Here is a 17,063-nt window from a genome sequence, read left to right on the forward strand (position 1 = left end):
CTCCCTGTTCCCTATTTTAAGGTAAAGGTATCAGCTATTTTTTTCGTTTACCTCTACCAATTTTTGTTTTTTCTTCACTTTTTCCGTAATTGCCATAAACACCGTACCCACCGTAACTACCATATGAACCATACTTATCTAAGTGAATATCATATTTATTCAAAATAATACCAAGGAAAACTGAACCACTTTGTTCCAATTGTTCCTTTAGTTTCGTAACTGTACGACGTCTATCTTCTCCTGCTTTTGTCACAAGCAAGCTAGCATCTGAATGGTGTGCTAGGATAGCAGCATCAATAACCAAACCAAGCGGTGGTGTATCAATGATAACATAGTCGTAAAGTCCACGAACAGTTTCAATCATCGCTTTGAAGTTATCATTTTGAATCAACGATGTTGGATTTGGTGGAACTTGCCCAGCAAGAATAATCATCAAATTATCAATACTTGTGTCACAAATAACATCTGACAACTCTGCATTTCCAGATAAGAAACTTGTCAACCCCTGATAACGTTCATTAGATTTAAACGTTCCTGACATGACTGAATTACGTGTATCAGCATCAATCAAAAGTGTACGGAAACCTGCACGCGCAAAAGAAATTGCAAGGTTAACAGACGTTGTTGATTTTCCTTCGCCAGGTTGAGCCGAAGTTAACGTAATTACTTTTAAATCACGTCCACTAAATTGAATATTGGTACGGATAGAATTGTAATATTCCTCCATAGATTTAACCATTTGAGCTTTAGCTCTTACTAATTCTAATTGTGGCATTACAATTTTTCTCCTTATAATTTATCAATATCTGGTATAACTCCTAAAAGTGTCATACCAAGCACTTCTTCGACGTCTTCTGGACGACGTACACGATCATCAAAAACTTCTAGTATGATAATACTAATAACCGCTAATACCCCACCAGCAATAACTCCAATAAGTGTATTGCGTTTAATATTTGGTGATGAAGGTTCTTTCGGTACTTCTGCTGCCTCTAAAGTTGTCACGTCATCCACTTTCGTAACAGCTTTAATCTTCTCAGCAGCCACCTCTCGAACAGTGTTCGCGATAGTTGTAGCTTCTTGAGCATTATCATCTTCAACAGAAATCGAAATCACACGAGTATCTGTTGGAATAGTAACAGAAATCATTGATGATAACTCATTTGGTGTTAATGATAATTTTTCTTTATCAATAACTGAAGACAAAACTTCGTTTGATGTAATCACTTCTTGATAGTCCTTAACCAAATAAGATCCAGCCTGTAAATCTTGGTTTGTGATGCTATCTGCTGTACGGCTAACCACATAGATACGTGTTGTCGATGTGTACTTAGGTTTGATTAAAAAGACACTTCCTAATAAAGCAATCGTTCCGACAACAAGGGCGATAAAGATAATGAAGAACTTTCTACTCCAAAGCTTTCGCAACAAGTAAAGCACATCGATCTCGATGCTAGCATTGTCATTTGAATTCATATTAACTCCTATAAGTATTGATTTTCTAATAAGGCTTGTGGATTGCCTTCAAACAAGCGGTAAGCTCGATTGTTACCATATTCTTTTGCGACTATTTCTCTTGCTTTATCCATAAAAGGAGGACGAGGTCCTAGGTTATGCATATCACTAGCCACACAGTGAACTACATTTTTATCCAAGAAATAGCGAGCACGTTTTTTAAAGGTACGGTTTTTATCCCCAAAGAGTTTTGATTTCAAAATATGGGCACTATTGATTTGCGTATAGCAGCCCATGTTAATCAACTCCTTAACACGATCCTCTTCAAATTCTAGAGCATTATAACGTTCAATATGGGCAACAATCGGTGTGATACCAAGCATAATGACATTACTAAGGGCTGTGTGAATGTCTTTCCATGGTGTGGTCATACTAAACTCAATCAAGGCATAACGTGTATTATGCATTTTAGGAACCTGATTTTCCTCTAGTTTTTTTAGTAAGTCTCCACTATAGTAAAGTTCACCACCATACAAAATCGTAAGGTCTTCATACTTGGATTCTGCAGCCTCTTTGACTTGTTGAAAATGGTCGGCAATGGTCTCTTCTGGTGTTTCAAACATACCTTTGCGACGATGCGATGTTGACACAATCGTTCGGACACCTTGACGGTAGCTCTCGCCAATCAAATTCAAACTTTCTTGCAAAGTCGCTGGGCCATCATCAACACCAAAAACAATATGCGAGTGAATATCGATCATTTATTTTCCTTCCATGACATTTTTAATAGCTTGTGAGGCTTTTGCTACGCTAGCATCATCCAGTTGAATCATATAAAGGCTAGCATTTGGCATGGCGTAAGAGGTCAACTGTCCAGTTGAACCTGTACCAGTTACTTCCTGTGAACTGAAAATGAATGTCTTACCTGAATCCAATTGTTCGTTCACCAATGACATCATTGTATTGAGAGGCATATTGGTTTGAATCGAATCTTGTAAGGTTGAAATAACATCTGAATAGTTAGAAACTGATTGGAATGACGTTAATTTTTCTACAATGGCTTGGATAACTTTCAATTGATTATTTCCACGGTCATAGTCACCATGTTCCAAACTATAACGTTCACGAACAAAGCCAAGGGCCTCTTCACCTGATGTTAGATTAATATTTCCAACACCAAAATTGTAATTACCATATAAGCTTGTGAACGCTTGGTCATTATAAACCGTTACACCACCTAAGGCATTAATGAGTTTTACAAATGAGGTGAAGTTCAAACGTGCGTAGTAATTTATTGGAATATCATAAAGATTTTCAAGGGTCTTAACAGATGTTTCAATACCATAGATTCCAGCGTGGGTTAATTTATCATACTGATCAGCTCCGCCATCTGGAATTCGAACATAAGAGTCACGTGGTGTGGTTGTCATAAGAATTTTATGGGTATTCATATTAACCGTCAAGATCAGGTTGACATCTGAACGCGAAACCGTTGAAACAGCACCTGAAGTATCAATACCACTAATATAGATGTTAAAGACATTTTTATCTGTTGTTTTAGCTGTATCTTCAATGGCTTTCTTGATTTTATAAGTATAGATGGTTTTTAGATTTGATTCGTAATCATTATAGGATAACTCAAGTAAACTTGAGTAGGAACTGTTTAGTACCATAGCTTGACTGCTACCATTAATGAGATTTTCATAAGCAGATTGATAAGAATCAACGGGATCAACAGTTAACTCCACTCCTTTTTCAGATTTAATATTAGCAATCAAGGCATTGATATTGCTTTCATCTGCTGAAGTCGGTGCTTGCACATTGGTTAACTCACTCACATCCGAAATCGAACTATTGGCAGGAACAACCACTTTCATTTCGATTTCAGAGTAACTAGCCGTCTTATTGATATTGCCGGCAACATCCACCAATGATTTAAAGGCGAATAAGGAAACACCAACGACAATCGAAAAAAGAACGAGCAAAACAGTTACCAGGTGTTTTCCCTTTTTAAACAATGTTAGTAGTAAACAAACAAGAAAAACAACTACCAACACGGCTGTGTAAATCACATTAACATGCCTAAAGGCTAAAATGTTATGAGCATACATGGTGTAGCTAGCAATTCCAGCTAAAAGGGCGAACAAAATTAATAAGACACCATTGGCAATCATCTGCGTGTCAAAACGGTCGTTTGAGCGACTACGACGACGCTTATGGCGTGTAGAATGGGACATTTTCATCTCTACTTTCTAATAATAAATAATAACGTTCTTATTTTATCACTCAGTTGTTTTTTTTTCAATATAGTTTTTAATCAATTATTTGTAAATTCAATGTTTGAAAACAATCATGAAAACAAATAAAATAAGTATTTTTTTAAGAAAATGAGAAACAATTAATTATATTGTTGCAAAATTGTTACATATTTGTAACAAGTGTTTTTTCTTTGTTATCGTTCGCTTTTTCTATTATATGCTCCCTACTTGCCCTTCTTTCTATTTTAAGATAAACTAAAAGCTATGAGAATACAACAATTACATTATATCGTTAAAATCGTTGAAACAGGTAGCATGAATGAGGCTGCCAAGCAACTATTCATCACGCAACCTAGCCTATCAAATGCTGTTCGAGATTTGGAGCGTGAAATGGGCATCAAAATTTTTATCCGCAATCCCAAAGGAATTACCTTAACCAAGGACGGTGTGGAATTTCTTTCTTATGCGCGCCAAATTTTGGAGCAGACTGCTCTTTTAGAAGAACGCTATAAGAGCAAAGATACCAATCGTGAGCTATTTAGCGTGTCTTCACAGCATTATGCCTTTGTGGTCAACGCTTTTGTTTCTCTACTCAAGGGTGCTGATATGTCACGTTACGAGCTCTTTTTGCGGGAAACACGCACCTATGAGATTATTGACGACGTTAAGAATTTCCGTTCTGAAATCGGCGTTTTGTTTTTAAATAGCTACAACCGCGATGTCTTGACAAAGATGTTTGACGATAATCGTCTGACTTATACCAGTCTTTTTCAAGCACACCCTCATATCTTTGTGAGCCAGGATAATCCGCTTGCCAATCGCGACATAGTGACCATGAAGGATTTGGAAGACTTTCCTTATTTGAGTTACGACCAAGGGATTCACAATTCCTTCTATTTTTCAGAAGAGATTTTTTCACAAATTCCGCATAAAAAGTCTATCGTCGTGAGTGACCGTGCGACCTTGTTTAATCTCTTGATTGGTTTGGATGGCTACACCATTGCTACGGGGATTTTAAATAGCAATCTTAATGGTGACAATATCGTTTCTATTCCGCTGGATGTAGAGGATATGATTGATATTGTCTATATTCGTCATGAAAAAGCTAATCTTTCTAAGATGGGTGAGCGTTTCATTGATTACTTGCTTAAAGAAGTGCAATTTGACCAATAGATACCAAAAACTAGGACACATCCTGTTGCCATTTCAGGAGATGTCCTAGTTTTTTATTATTACCAGTCATAATGCGAACGCATTTCTTGCTTAATGAGTTCGTTAACACTATCAAAATAGAAATGATAACGGTCATAATGGATGCCAGCATAGCTTGCCAGCGTAATGATTTTATTGAGGAAATCTTGTGAGGAGAAATTTGTAGTGCGGTGTAACTCCTCCTCGTCAAAAGGCTTAATCAGATGCGCCAAGGGATTGCGTACCGAACGCTCAAATTGACGCAACTCTCTTATGATTTCCTTGATATCATAAGGCAAATGACTGTATTGCAGCAATTCTGACAAGCTCTTTGTAGTTATCTTGTCATCACGCCTAATGGCCAGATACTGATGAAAAATGGGATAATCGCTTTGCTTCATTTTGTGAAAGAGCCATGTGTCGTACTGGGCATTTTTAGCATCATGAATAAAGGTTTCAAAATTAGGAACCTCCCTCTTGGCCAAACGATAGAAAAGACGATAAAGAATGGGACTGACAGCCCTCACAAAATCAATGATTTTCTCGTTTTTTACCTTGGCTTCCAAATCCATGATATAATTGGCCAATTGCTCTTCTTCTCGAGGATTACGAATCACAGAAAAACCGTATTGCTGATAAATGGCCTGATTTTCCTCGTGATGAGTAAAGACAAAGCCCACATTTAATTCACGACGCTCTTTTAACATTTCTAAAAGATAGCAGCCTTGCTTTGGAAAGGCAGAATACTGCTCTGCAATCCTCCAAGCGTGGTGATAGGCATAAACATCCAAGAGAATATCTATGGTTTCATAGATGGGGATAGGAATGGGTGGCATCATTCAGCAATCAAGGTTTCAAGACCAACAGTCATCATATCTGTAAAGGTTGTTTGGCGTTCTTGAGCAGTTGTGTCCTCATCAGCCACAAGGCTATCTGAAATCGTCATAATACCTAGAGCTTGCACCCCATGTTTAGCAGCTAAATAGTATAAAGCTGCAGCTTCCATTTCAACGGCTTTAACACCCAATTGACCCAATTGGATATTCTTGTCCGCAAAATCAGAATAGAAAGCATCCACAGACAAGACGCTACCAACGTGTGTTTTCATGCCCAAGTCTTGCGCAATGTGGTAAGCTTTGTCAAGCAGAGTGAAATCGGCAATTTGTGGGAAATCGTACAAAGGCCATTCGTTTTTAATCATACTTGATGTGGTTGCAGCAGCTTGTGCCAAGACCAATTCACGCACATGAACATCCTTGTTCAAAGAACCCGCCGTTCCGACACGAATCAATTTTTTAACACCGTATGACGTAATCAATTCGTTGGCATAGATAGAGATAGATGGCATTCCCATACCTGTTCCCATAACGCTGACGCGGTGTCCTTTGTAAGTTCCTGTATAACCAAGCATACCACGAATGTTATTGAAACATACAGCATCTTCTAAAAAGTTTTCAGCGATAAATTTGGCACGTAATGGGTCGCCTGGCAATAAAATTTTATCGGCAATGTCGCCTGGTTTGGCTTCAATATGTATTGACATAATACTTCCTTTCACTAAATAACAGTGTGGTATTTAAATACTACATTTTAGTAGCCTAGTTCAATTCTGCTAAAATAGACTTGACTAAGGTTTTGAAATCTTCTTTGATTTGTTGTGTAACGGCTACCACTTCTTCGTGGTTCAAAGAACTTTGGAAACCTGCGGCATGGTTCGTAATAGCTGAAATTCCCAAAACTTTTAAGCCTGAATGAGCAGCAACGATAACTTCTGGAACAGTTGACATGCCGACAGCATCTGCACCAAGTGTTTGGAAGGCACGGATTTCTGCTGGTGTTTCATAACATGGACCAGATACCCCAAGGTAAACCCCTTCGTCTAGGGTAATACCGATTTTTTCAGCGACCTTGTGAGCAATAGCACGGTAGTCAGCTGTGTAGGCATCCGACATATCAGGGAAACGTGGACCAAATTCGTCAAGGTTTGCCCCAATCAATGGGTTTTGACCTGTCATGTTAATGTGGTCTGAAATAGCCATCAAAGTTCCCGGGCCAAAACTAATACCACCAGCGGCATTGGTCACGATAAGCCCTTTACAACCAAGAGCTTTCATGACACGCACTGGGAAAGTCACCACTTTCATGCTGTTGCCTTCATAAAAATGGAAACGCCCTTGAAGGGCAAGTACTTTGTGCCCACCAAGGTCACCGTAAACCAATTGGCCAGCGTGACCCGCAACGGTTGACTGTCCCCAGTGTGGAATATCTTCATAAGGGATAACAACAGCATTGTCAATTTCTTCAGCTAATTCGCCAAGTCCTGAACCCAAAATCAAGCCAAATTCAGGAGCATCACAAGCTTTTGAAACTAAAAACTGGCGCGCTTCCTCGATTTTTTCAATAATTGTTTTCATAAATGACCTCTTATACTAATTTATCTAAGAAAGATTCCCCAACCATGGCTGTTGCAACACCAAAGTTTTCAGCAATTGTTGCTGAGATATCTGCAAAATGACCTTGTGGCAAGACACCCGTTTCTTTGAATGATGGACTGTAAGCCAAAAGTGGAATAAACTCACGGGTGTGATCAGTTCCTGCATAGGTTGGGTCATTTCCGTGGTCTGCAGTCACCAAGAGCAAATCATCTTCTTTCATGTTAGCGATAATTTCTGGCAGACGGCTGTCAAATTCTTCCAAGCAATCACGGTAGCCCTCTGTGTCACGACGGTGTCCGTACATAGCGTCAAAATCAACCAGGTTAGTAAATGACAAACCTTTGGTAAATTCTGGCAATTGCATGGTTTTGAGAAGCGTATCTACACCGTGGTTGTTTGATTTGTTGTGACCCATATCATTTGTGATACCTGAACCGTTGAAAATATCGTTGATTTTACCAACACCGTAAGTTGGCACACCAGCGTCAGCCAATTTATTAAGGACTGTTGGGGCAAATGGTGACAAAGCATAGTCGTGGCGGTTAGCCGTACGAGTGAAGTTTCCTGGTTCACCAACGTATGGACGAGCAATGATACGTCCCAGCAAACTTGGACGCTCTAAAGTGATCGAACGAGCAAATTCACAAATCTTATACAATTCATCAAGCGGAATCACATCTTCGTGCGCTGCAATTTGAAGTACTGGGTCTGCTGATGTGTAAACAATCAACTCACCTGTTTTCATTTGGCGTCCGCCAAAGTCGGCGATAACTTGTGTTCCTGAATAAGGTTTGTTCGCTTCACGAATGATTTTACGACCTGAAAACTCTTCAATCTGCGTCAAGATTTCTTCAGGGAAACCGTCAAAGAAAGTGTCAAATGGTTCTGTAATGTTAAGCCCCATAATTTCCCAGTGGCCAGTCATGGTATCTTTTCCAAGTGATACTTCTTGCAATTTTGTCACATAGCCACTTGGTTGGCTTTCAGCTGGTACGGTTTTTAGGGGTGTTTCGCGTGGGATATTCCCAAGACCGATTTTTGCCATGTTTGGCACGTTTAGCCCTGCGACTTCTGAAATGTGACCAAGGGTGTCAGATGTTGTATCTGGAACTCCAGCATTAAAGAATTTATCTGAATCTGGTGCTGCTCCGATTCCGACAGAATCCAAAACAACAAGGTGAATACGATTAAATGTTGACATACTTTTCCTCATCTAGGGTGGTTACGGTTAGCACCCAAAACCTCCTAATCCTTTTATGTGACAAAGATTAGCACTTTTCTAAAACATCTACGAATATATCTAACAATTAGCAGTTAGCTTCCAAAATAGTGACACCGTCTTGACCTGCGACGATAACTTTATTGACCATACCGTTAAAGAGGCCGTGGTCCACAACGCCAACCATAGCTTTTAATTCTTGGCCAAAAGCAACTGGATTGTCAATCACGCCCATATCAAGGTCAATGATGAAATTTCCCATATCAGTGACATAGCGTTCTGTATCGCTTACCATGCGGAAAGATGGCTTGTAACCTTTGGCGTCAAATTCACGGAAAATGCGGTCGGCACCGTAAGTCACCACTTCAACTGGCAACTTGAAAGCACCCAATTTTTCAACCATTTTTGACTCATCAACTACCCAAATGTACTCTTTTGTTGGGGTTGCCACGATTTTTTCCATAAGGAGAGCACCGCCGCCACCTTTGATGCCATTAAACTGAGCATCAATTTCATCAGCACCATCAACTGTCACATCAATCACGTCAATGTCATCAACTGATTTTAAGGGAATACCTAGGGATTGGGCTTGGGCTGTTGTACGGCTTGATGTTGTGACACCTGTCACTTGCAAACCTTCTTCCTTCATACGACGACCGATTTCCTCAACAAAGAAATATGCCGTTGAACCTGTTCCAAGACCAACAACCATACCGTCTTTCACGTACTGAGCAGCTGTTACACCAGCCATTTTTTTGAGTTTGTCCATAGCTACCTCTCTATATCTCATTAAAGAATTCCTATTTCCAAATACTTATTATACCATGATTTTGGGCGTTTGTATTGTGTATATTTATCAGTTAGGGGAGTTTTTGTAAGAGAGCCCTTTCTGATTGCTAGAATGCTGTTTTTACGTTACAATAGCAGTATGATTACTAATGAATTTGATACAATTGCTGCTATCTCAACTCCTCTTGGTGAAGGGGCCATTGGGATTGTCAGAATTTCTGGAACAGATGCGCTAGCGATTGCGCAAAAAATATACCGTGGGAAAGACCTAAACCAAGTGGCTACGCACACCATTAACTACGGTCACATTGTCGACCCTGATAAGGATGAAGTTCTTGATGAAGTCATGGTGTCTGTCATGCTGGCGCCTAAAACCTTTACTTGCGAAGATGTGATTGAAATCAACACACACGGCGGGGTTGCGGTGACCAATGAAATTTTGCAATTGGTTTTGCGTCAAGGAGCTCGCTTAGCAGAGCCTGGGGAATTTACCAAGCGCGCCTTTTTGAATGGTCGTGTGGATTTGACCCAAGCCGAAGCCGTGATGGATATTATCCGTGCTAAGACCGACAAAGCCATGAATATTGCCGTCAAGCAGCTAGATGGCTCTTTGTCACAACTCATCAACGACACGCGCCAAGAAATCCTCAACACACTGGCTCAAGTCGAGGTCAATATTGATTACCCAGAATACGACGATGTAGAAGAAATGACCACCGCTTTGATTCGTGAAAAAACGCAAGAATTCCAAGCACTTTTGGAAAATTTATTGCGCACCGCTCGCCGTGGGAAAATCTTGCGTGAAGGCTTGTCAACAGCGATTATTGGTCGTCCAAATGTTGGAAAATCAAGCCTGCTGAACAATCTCTTGCGTGAAGATAAGGCCATTGTCACGGATATCGAAGGAACCACGCGTGATGTGATTGAAGAATACGTGAATATCAAGGGTGTTCCGCTGAAATTGGTGGATACTGCTGGTATTCGCGAAACGGATGATGTCGTGGAAAAAATTGGTGTTGAACGCTCTAAAAAGGCCCTTGAGGAAGCTGACTTGGTTCTGCTTGTCCTCAACAGTTCTGAACCTTTGACCGATCAAGACCGCGCTCTGCTAGAACTTAGCAAAAATAGCAACCGCATCATTTTGCTCAATAAAACAGACCTGCCTGAACAAATCGAGGCTGACCAATTGCCTGAGGATGTTATTCGCATCTCCGTTCTCACCAACCAAAATATCGACCTTATCGAAGACCGCATCAACCAACTCTTCTTCGATAACGCTGGTTTGGTTGAAAAAGATGCAACCTACTTGTCAAATGCTCGCCACATTTCATTGATTGAAAAGGCGGTGCAAAGTTTGCAAGCGGTCAATGAAGGGCTTGATCTAGGAATGCCCGTTGATTTGCTGCAAGTTGATTTGACACGTTGCTGGGAAATTCTCGGTGAAATCACTGGAGATGCTGCCCCAGATGAGTTAATCACCAAACTCTTTAGCCAATTCTGTCTTGGAAAATAAAAAGCAAGAAATCACTTTTCAGATTTCTTGCCAAGTGCTGCTACTACAGTAGCGGCTTTTTTAATTTCCAGTGCTTCAATGTTAGCAATTGCTCAGAAAAATAAGCTCTGGTTGCTCAGGGGTGTAGGTGTCATTTGACATATGAGCGACCAAGAAATCAAGCAAATCATCCATCGTTTGATAAACAAACTGCCCATCCGTGTAACACCATTTGCAATAGTCCTCGTTGAAATGCTTATCCACTTCTCTACTAATCATATCGTCCTCATCCAGCGGCATGCCACAACACTGGCAAATAAGCTTTCTTGGACTTCCTAGCAATGTATTGATTGACACGTCAAAAGTAATGGAAATCTGTTTCAGGGTTTCGATATTTGGGGTTGAATCCCCATTTTCCCAACGTGAAACAGCTTGGCGGGTAACAAACAACTTATCAGCCATATCATCCTGCGTGAGATGGTGTTTCGTGCGAATTGCTTTTAAGATATCCTTTGTTTCCATCTTTTCTCCCTCCCTCTTTGGAACACCTTCATTATAGCATGGACTTGTTTGCGTTTTCAAGCAATCGTCTGTTGCTTTTCTTGCACTAAAAAACTCGCCCGAACAGCGAGTTTTTGCCTTATTTCGAGAGAATTTCCTTGACACGCGCTTGCAAATCTGGAATCACATATTCCGCAAACCAAGGATTTTTAGCTTGCCAAATGTTATTGCGAGGCGATGGATGCACCAACGGAAAAAAGGTCGGCAAATAATCTTTGTAATGTTTGACCGTTTCAGTCAATCTGGCAGACGATTTTTGGTGCAAATAATAGCGCTGAGCGTAAGACCCCACCAAAATGTGCAATTCAATCTGCGGTGCTAGAGCGAGGGTTCGCTCGTGCCATTTTTGGGCAAAGCCCTTGCGAGGCGGCAAGTCCCTTGATTTCCCCGTACCAGGAAAATAATAATCCATCGGAACCACCGCAAAAAGCCCTGAATGGTAAAACATCTCTCGGTCAACCCCAAGCCACTTGCGCAAATTGTCCCCACTCGGGTCATTCCAATACAAGCCTGACTCTTGGGCACGAATACCTGGTGCCTGTCCGACAATATTGATGCGTGCAGTGCTTGGTACGGTAAATAAGGGCTTGATGCCTTTTTTGGTGTAGGCGATATTTTGCTCATCTGCCATAATATCTGCTACTAATTGGTCAATGGTATCCATCACATGCTCCTCAAAACAAAGAAGAGATATTCTTTTCAGAGTTCTCTCCCTTACTGTTTATTATTTGATTAATTCGTAAATAGCTTCTGCGTAAATAGCAGCTGCACGGTAAAGGTCTTCGACGTCCGCAAATTCATTGGCTTGGTGCATGGTATTCACATAACCTGGGAACATAGCGCCAAAGGCAACACCACGTTCAAGAAGACGTCCGAATGTTCCACCACCGATAACTTGTTCGTAACCTTTAAGGCCTGTTTGTTTTTCGTAAACAGAAAGAAGCGTTGCGACCAATGGGTCATCAGCTGGCACGTAGTGTGGGGTGTGTTCGTGGTCTGAAAGAGTCACGCATGTTACACCATCCAAAGTTTCCAATTGTTCTTTGATAGCTTGTGGTGTCGTACCTTGTGGGTAACGGAAGTTAAGCGTGATTGTGTTGTCATCTGAATGACGGTCAAAGGTAAAGACACCAGCGTTCATGCTAAGGGCACCCATTTTAGCGTCTGTATAAGCCACACCCAGTTTTTTACCAGCAAAATCACGGTGTAAGACATTGGCAGTGACATTCAAGTAAGCTTTAGCTGCTCCAGCAAAGTCAAATTGGTTCAAGAAAGTTGCCAAGTAGGTTGCCCCGTTGATACCTGCTTCTGGTGTTGAACCGTGAGCTGATTTTCCGATAAGGGTCACGCGATAAACATCACCGTCTTGTGTTAATTCTGCGGTTAAACCTTCAGCGCTTGTAAAGGCTGCCAATTTGTCTTGAAGGTCTGCTAGGCTGCTGTTAGCAGTGAAGGTTGCAGTGGCAGATTCTGGTACCATATTGTCACGAAGCCCTGCTTTAAAGCTAAGCAGTTGGAAAGCACCATCGTTTTCACCAGCAAAATGCAAGTACTCTGTGATATTTCCCTTTTCCCCATTAATAATTGGGAATTCTGCATCAGGTGAGAAGCCAAAGTCAGGGTCTTTCAAGCCATTGTGGGCAAAGTAATAATCCATGTCGCCCCAGCCTGATTCTTCATCTGTACCGACGATAAAGCGTACTTTTTTAGAAACTGGCAAGCCAAGTTCTTTGATGATTTTTAGGGCATAATAACAAGCCATAGTTGGGCCTTTGTCATCAGATGACCCACGCGCATACAAACGACCATCCTTGATAACAGGTTCGTAAGGGTCAGTATCCCAGCCACTACCTGCAGGCACAACGTCTAAGTGAGCAAAGATACCAAGGACTTCGTCACCTTCACCAAATTCAAAATCCCCTGCGTAGTTATCAATATTACGTATCTTGTAACCATCGCGCTCTGCCATTGCCAAGAAATGCTCCAAAGCTTTCACAGGTCCAGGTCCAAATGGATGTTTGCTATCTGCTTGGCTATCATCACGTTCTGAATTGATGCGCAACAAGGCAAATAAGTCATCCATCATGGCGTCTTTGCGCTTGTCCACCTCTGCTCTAAAATCTACTGTCATTTTTCAAACTCCTTCTAAGATATGATTTTGCCTCCGTTTGAGAGCTATTGACGTATCATATCACACACTTGTTTCACACAATCAGACGACTCATCGGCGTTCAATGAGGTCATCCACAGGCAAACGATAACTTGGTTCTAATGTTTCGTCGCTGTAACCAACCGTAATCAACAATTCAGGTTGGAAACGGTGGTCGATGTTTAGAATATCGTTGGTTACTGATTTATCAAATCCTAAAATCATATTGGAAGCCAAACCTTGGTCTGTTAAAGCCAATACAAAATTCATCGCCACGATACCAGCATTAAGAGCCAGATATTCTCCTTTGTGTTGGTCATCAAAAGCTGCAAATCGTGCTGGCAAGGTTTCCATGTAGTAGCTCAATTGGTCATTGCTTAATGATTTGACCCCGATACGTGCAATTTTACGCGAACGTTGCACCAAATCAGTATCCGTAAACAAGGCAACCACATATTGTGCTTCTTCCACTTGTTTTCGGTTTGGTCCAGGCATGCTTTGAGCGAGTTCTGCCTTTTTGTCCTTGACAACCACAAATTTCCAAGGTTGCAGGTTATTCGCACTTGGCGATAAGGTGGCGATTTCAATGGCTGTGCGTAAATCTTTGTAATCCACTAGTTTGTCATTGAAATGTTTGACTGCGTGACGCTTTTTGTTTAATTCTAGGAATTTCATAAGCTTCGCCCTCCTAAGATATTCTATGCCTCTTTATTTTAGCATTTTGTTAACAATTAAACAAAATTATTTTGCCAAAATCAAAAAACAACGACTAGAAAAATAATCTTAAAGAATAACAGTCAATAAAACAGGGTAATCTCCAAACTTTTGGTCAATTCTGAAAGAATATCTTTCATACAACTCCTTTCCAATCAAAAATAAAAGAACCTCGAAAGGTTCTTAAAAACTATTTAGCGTCTTTCATCTATTTTTGAGAATGTCATGACTAAAGCAAAAAAAGATGATAGCAACCTGTATTACTATAATGTCAACGGCTGGATATGCCCAGAAGTTGGGCTGCAAATTGTAGATCATTACAAGTTTTCCAAAGAATCCGAGTAAACCTGAAGCTTGAGATAAATTTGAAATATTAAGATGCTCCATGAAAACGTTAACTACCAAAAAACATTGCCACTTTAGTTACAAAAAACATAATCATAACCGCTATGGCAGATCTTATGTAGTTGAATACAAACGATACTAAATAAACTGGTGTTTGTACCAAAAGAACTAAGGCTCTCAGAAAGCCTCGTGATAAAAAGCCAACACCTTTTATCAAATAGCCAAAAAGATCGATTAAACGCTCCCCAGAGCTAGGTTTTAAGCTTTCTAGTCTAGCCTGTACTTCTTTCTGGTGTTCCCCATTTAACCCCATAATGAGACCACTTTGCATCGTCTAGTTCTTTAGCTGATGGTGGTCGTCCATTAGCAGCTTCAAACTCTTTCGCAAAAGCAACGTAATCAAATTCCTCAGTCATCCTTTTTCTCTCCTAACTCCTATTTCATATCCTACTGTTATACCATTTTCTAAGCTAAGGTGACATCCGTTTATCTTATTACAATTCTTTAGAATGATTATTAAAAACTACAGAGTATTCTGAAAAACAGTTAGTCGCTTAGATATACAAAAAGCATCCCAGAGAGATACTAATTGCAATTACTACAAAAACAAGCAGAAAAGCTCTGAGATGCAAAACTATCATAAATCGTAGGAAAATCGCTAGATAGTAGAAAATAATTTTTCCACCATCTCTAAGACCGTCTAACCCTCGGCACAAACAAGACTGCGACCCAAGTTAGTAGATTGATAATGATAAGCGCATAGAACCATGTCCCAACTTGGTAAGTGACTTCTAACGTGTTTTTACCAATTCGTTGGGTAACTGTCGGTGTTCCAATACCAGACAAAAGGTAGTCCTTAGACGTTAATTTCTTGCCGTTTAAAACAAGCTGCGTATCTTGATACTTGGCAACTGGTAAACTAACCGTGCCGTCGTTGTCCGCATTCCAAGTCACTATCAAGGTGCTGCCGTCTTGTGATTTTTTGAAATCGTCCGTATGTTTGAGGACAAATTTCTCATACAAAACATACTTGTTGTCGGTATTTGACTTTTTAGATGGCAAGTAGTCTGGTGTTGATTTGGCAATCAAGTCCAGTAAATCATTCAAATTAGAACTGTAAAAGCTTGCTTGGACAGCTTTGGTGTTGCCAAGAACAAAGGTGTGTTTTTTGTTTTTAATAGGGTGTTTGGCTGTGTAATATTCAGTGATTTTTTCCTGCTGCAAATGCATAATTTGAGCAAAACTAACCACATTAACCAGCAATAAGCCAATCGTTACCCAGCGTGACCACTTGACATCAAAATACCTCTCAAGAATTAAAGCCACCGCTAATAACAAGAGTACCGTTGCTGGAATGAAAAAGCGGAAAGGAAATTGAATGAGGTTGACCAAGGATAGGTTCAATTTGTTGATGGAATACCAAGGGAAAATGCTGCTGGATAGCACCAAAAATAGGAAAAATGACCCTACCACCAAACGCAAGAGCGTATCAAAATGACGCCAATGTTTGAAAGTGAAATAGAGCTGGTACAAGACCATGAGCAGCAAAGGAATCGGTGTTATCAACCACTGAATGCTACGCTGATTGACCGTCATGATATACAGTTTTGAATTGATAAAAGGCTCAACCAGATTGTTGGCACGTCCGACATTTGCCAGCACCACCCAAACATTTGCCGTTAAAACAAGGGCTAGGGCGACAGCCTTGATGCCATTCCACAAGATGTTTTTCTTGTCCGTGGATTTGACAAAACCATAGAGGTAAAAAGGCAGGTAGGCCAAAATGAGCAAGAAAGCACTCAGCATATGAATCTGCACCATAACAGACACCGCCACTGCTAAACGAACAGGTGCAATTTTCTTCGTTTGAATAAAATCAATGGCAGGAATCAAGCACCAAGGCATGACGGCTGCTCCCCAGCTTGAAAATCCTTGACGGAAAGTCCAGTACTGAATGGAAAACGTAGTCATGTAAAAGACCGCTATGGCTAGGGAAATCTTAGGCTTAACGCCTGCTCGCTTGGTAAGAGCATTCATGGAAAAGCCAGCGATAATGCCCATGAGAAAGCGTGACACCAGCTGATACGTGTACCAATTTCGGCTGATGAGCACTAAAAGCCCTTGAAAATAGGCAAAATACGGACCATATAAGGCGTTAACAATGCGGCCCGAACTGTAAAAGCCAAATAGCGAAATAAAGTAGCTGAAATTGCCCGTCTTTATCTGCATGGCCGTTTCGTAAAAACGGTTGTAATGAAAAAGAAAATCACTGCCAGCAATGACTCCTTTTGTTAATACTTGAGGAAGAATCAATACAAAGGCGGCTACCACGGTGATAAGGCCGGATAGCCAAACCTCTTTTTCTCGGAAACGAGAAAGCCTCTCTCTTACATTCTGAAACATGATCATCTCCTTAAAAAAATCCTTATCCATGTTAGAATAGTTTAGGCGATAA

At 40.6% G+C, this 17,063-nt stretch carries 17 protein-coding genes; 2 read left to right on the forward strand and 15 right to left on the reverse strand.

Annotated features, from left to right (window positions below; all coding sequences use genetic code 11):
• Nucleotides 1-34 precede the first annotated feature (34 nt).
• The 4 genes from ACFORE_RS04750 to cpsA are packed head-to-tail and all read right to left on the reverse strand — an operon-like array spanning nucleotide 35 to nucleotide 3,692.
• Nucleotides 35-775: a tyrosine-protein kinase gene (locus tag ACFORE_RS04750; RefSeq protein WP_380435021.1), complete on the reverse strand. Its 741-nt coding sequence runs from the start codon at nucleotides 773-775 to the stop codon at nucleotides 35-37.
• Nucleotides 776-789: 14 nt separating this feature from the next.
• Entirely contained in the window at nucleotides 790-1,476 is a 687-nt protein-coding gene (locus tag ACFORE_RS04755; protein WP_380435022.1) for a Wzz/FepE/Etk N-terminal domain-containing protein, read from the reverse strand.
• An 8-nt stretch (nucleotides 1,477-1,484) separates the two neighbouring features.
• Nucleotides 1,485-2,216 (reverse strand): capsular polysaccharide biosynthesis protein Cps4B, encoded by a 732-nt coding sequence (cps4B, locus tag ACFORE_RS04760; protein WP_154455063.1) that lies wholly within the window; start codon nucleotides 2,214-2,216, stop codon nucleotides 1,485-1,487.
• The gene (gene cpsA / locus ACFORE_RS04765) at nucleotides 2,217-3,692 is read right to left on the reverse strand and encodes an LCP family glycopolymer transferase CpsA (RefSeq protein ID WP_380435023.1); all 1,476 of its coding nucleotides are present in this window, start codon (nucleotides 3,690-3,692) and stop codon (nucleotides 2,217-2,219) included.
• A gap of 285 nt (nucleotides 3,693-3,977) precedes the next feature.
• Here cpsA and ACFORE_RS04770 point away from each other — a divergent pair, with 285 nt between their 5' ends.
• The gene (locus ACFORE_RS04770) at nucleotides 3,978-4,886 is read left to right on the forward strand and encodes a LysR family transcriptional regulator (RefSeq protein ID WP_154455061.1); all 909 of its coding nucleotides are present in this window, start codon (nucleotides 3,978-3,980) and stop codon (nucleotides 4,884-4,886) included.
• Between the two features lie 59 nt (nucleotides 4,887-4,945).
• Here the strand turns inward: ACFORE_RS04770 and ACFORE_RS04775 are convergent, their stop codons facing one another.
• The 5 genes from ACFORE_RS04775 to rpiA all read right to left on the reverse strand — a co-directional run bounded on the left by ACFORE_RS04775 (nucleotide 4,946) and on the right by rpiA (nucleotide 9,327).
• On the reverse strand, nucleotides 4,946-5,743 hold the full coding sequence (locus ACFORE_RS04775) for a LytR family transcriptional regulator (protein ID WP_235281024.1): 798 nt from the start codon (nucleotides 5,741-5,743) through the stop codon (nucleotides 4,946-4,948).
• Nucleotides 5,740-6,447: a purine-nucleoside phosphorylase gene (gene deoD, locus ACFORE_RS04780; RefSeq protein ID WP_154455060.1), complete on the reverse strand. Its 708-nt coding sequence runs from the start codon at nucleotides 6,445-6,447 to the stop codon at nucleotides 5,740-5,742. The genes ACFORE_RS04775 and deoD overlap by 4 nt, the downstream gene beginning before the upstream one ends.
• 55 nt (nucleotides 6,448-6,502) lie before the next feature.
• Complete coding sequence (locus ACFORE_RS04785; protein ID WP_380435024.1) at nucleotides 6,503-7,318, reverse strand: purine-nucleoside phosphorylase; 816 nt, start codon at nucleotides 7,316-7,318, stop codon at nucleotides 6,503-6,505.
• 10 nt (nucleotides 7,319-7,328) lie between these two features.
• Entirely contained in the window at nucleotides 7,329-8,540 is a 1,212-nt protein-coding gene (locus ACFORE_RS04790) for a phosphopentomutase (protein WP_204984540.1), read from the reverse strand.
• A gap of 106 nt (nucleotides 8,541-8,646) precedes the next feature.
• Nucleotides 8,647-9,327: a ribose-5-phosphate isomerase RpiA gene (rpiA, locus tag ACFORE_RS04795; RefSeq protein WP_154455057.1), complete on the reverse strand. Its 681-nt coding sequence runs from the start codon at nucleotides 9,325-9,327 to the stop codon at nucleotides 8,647-8,649.
• A gap of 159 nt (nucleotides 9,328-9,486) precedes the next feature.
• On the opposite strand from rpiA, the gene mnmE reads away from it, so the two are divergent.
• Nucleotides 9,487-10,860, forward strand: a complete 1,374-nt coding sequence (gene mnmE / locus ACFORE_RS04800) for a tRNA uridine-5-carboxymethylaminomethyl(34) synthesis GTPase MnmE (RefSeq protein ID WP_154455056.1) — start codon at nucleotides 9,487-9,489, stop codon at nucleotides 10,858-10,860.
• A gap of 81 nt (nucleotides 10,861-10,941) precedes the next feature.
• Here mnmE and ACFORE_RS04805 read toward each other — a convergent pair whose 3' ends face one another.
• The 6 genes from ACFORE_RS04805 to ACFORE_RS04830 form a co-directional block, all read right to left on the reverse strand.
• Nucleotides 10,942-11,361: a zinc ribbon domain-containing protein gene (locus tag ACFORE_RS04805; protein WP_235281022.1), complete on the reverse strand. Its 420-nt coding sequence runs from the start codon at nucleotides 11,359-11,361 to the stop codon at nucleotides 10,942-10,944.
• Between the two features lie 118 nt (nucleotides 11,362-11,479).
• Nucleotides 11,480-12,064 carry a uracil-DNA glycosylase family protein gene (locus tag ACFORE_RS04810; RefSeq protein ID WP_154455055.1) on the reverse strand — a complete coding sequence of 195 codons (585 nt, stop codon included), beginning with the start codon at nucleotides 12,062-12,064 and terminating at the stop codon, nucleotides 11,480-11,482.
• Nucleotides 12,065-12,124: 60 nt separating this feature from the next.
• Nucleotides 12,125-13,531, reverse strand: a complete 1,407-nt coding sequence (pepV, locus tag ACFORE_RS04815; RefSeq protein WP_380435025.1) for a dipeptidase PepV — start codon at nucleotides 13,529-13,531, stop codon at nucleotides 12,125-12,127.
• A gap of 90 nt (nucleotides 13,532-13,621) precedes the next feature.
• A complete protein-coding gene (locus ACFORE_RS04820) occupies nucleotides 13,622-14,224 on the reverse strand; it encodes a nitroreductase family protein (protein ID WP_168260892.1) in 603 nt (200 codons plus the stop codon).
• Between the two features lie 656 nt (nucleotides 14,225-14,880).
• Nucleotides 14,881-15,024 carry a hypothetical protein gene (locus tag ACFORE_RS04825; protein WP_235281065.1) on the reverse strand — a complete coding sequence of 48 codons (144 nt, stop codon included), beginning with the start codon at nucleotides 15,022-15,024 and terminating at the stop codon, nucleotides 14,881-14,883.
• A gap of 274 nt (nucleotides 15,025-15,298) precedes the next feature.
• A complete protein-coding gene (locus tag ACFORE_RS04830) occupies nucleotides 15,299-17,011 on the reverse strand; it encodes a hypothetical protein (RefSeq protein ID WP_264879463.1) in 1,713 nt (570 codons plus the stop codon).
• Nucleotides 17,012-17,063: the final 52 nt, after the last annotated feature.

The organism is Streptococcus alactolyticus (assembly GCF_042649785.1).
In the GTDB taxonomy this organism is placed as follows: Bacteria; Bacillota; Bacilli; order Lactobacillales; family Streptococcaceae; genus Streptococcus; species Streptococcus alactolyticus.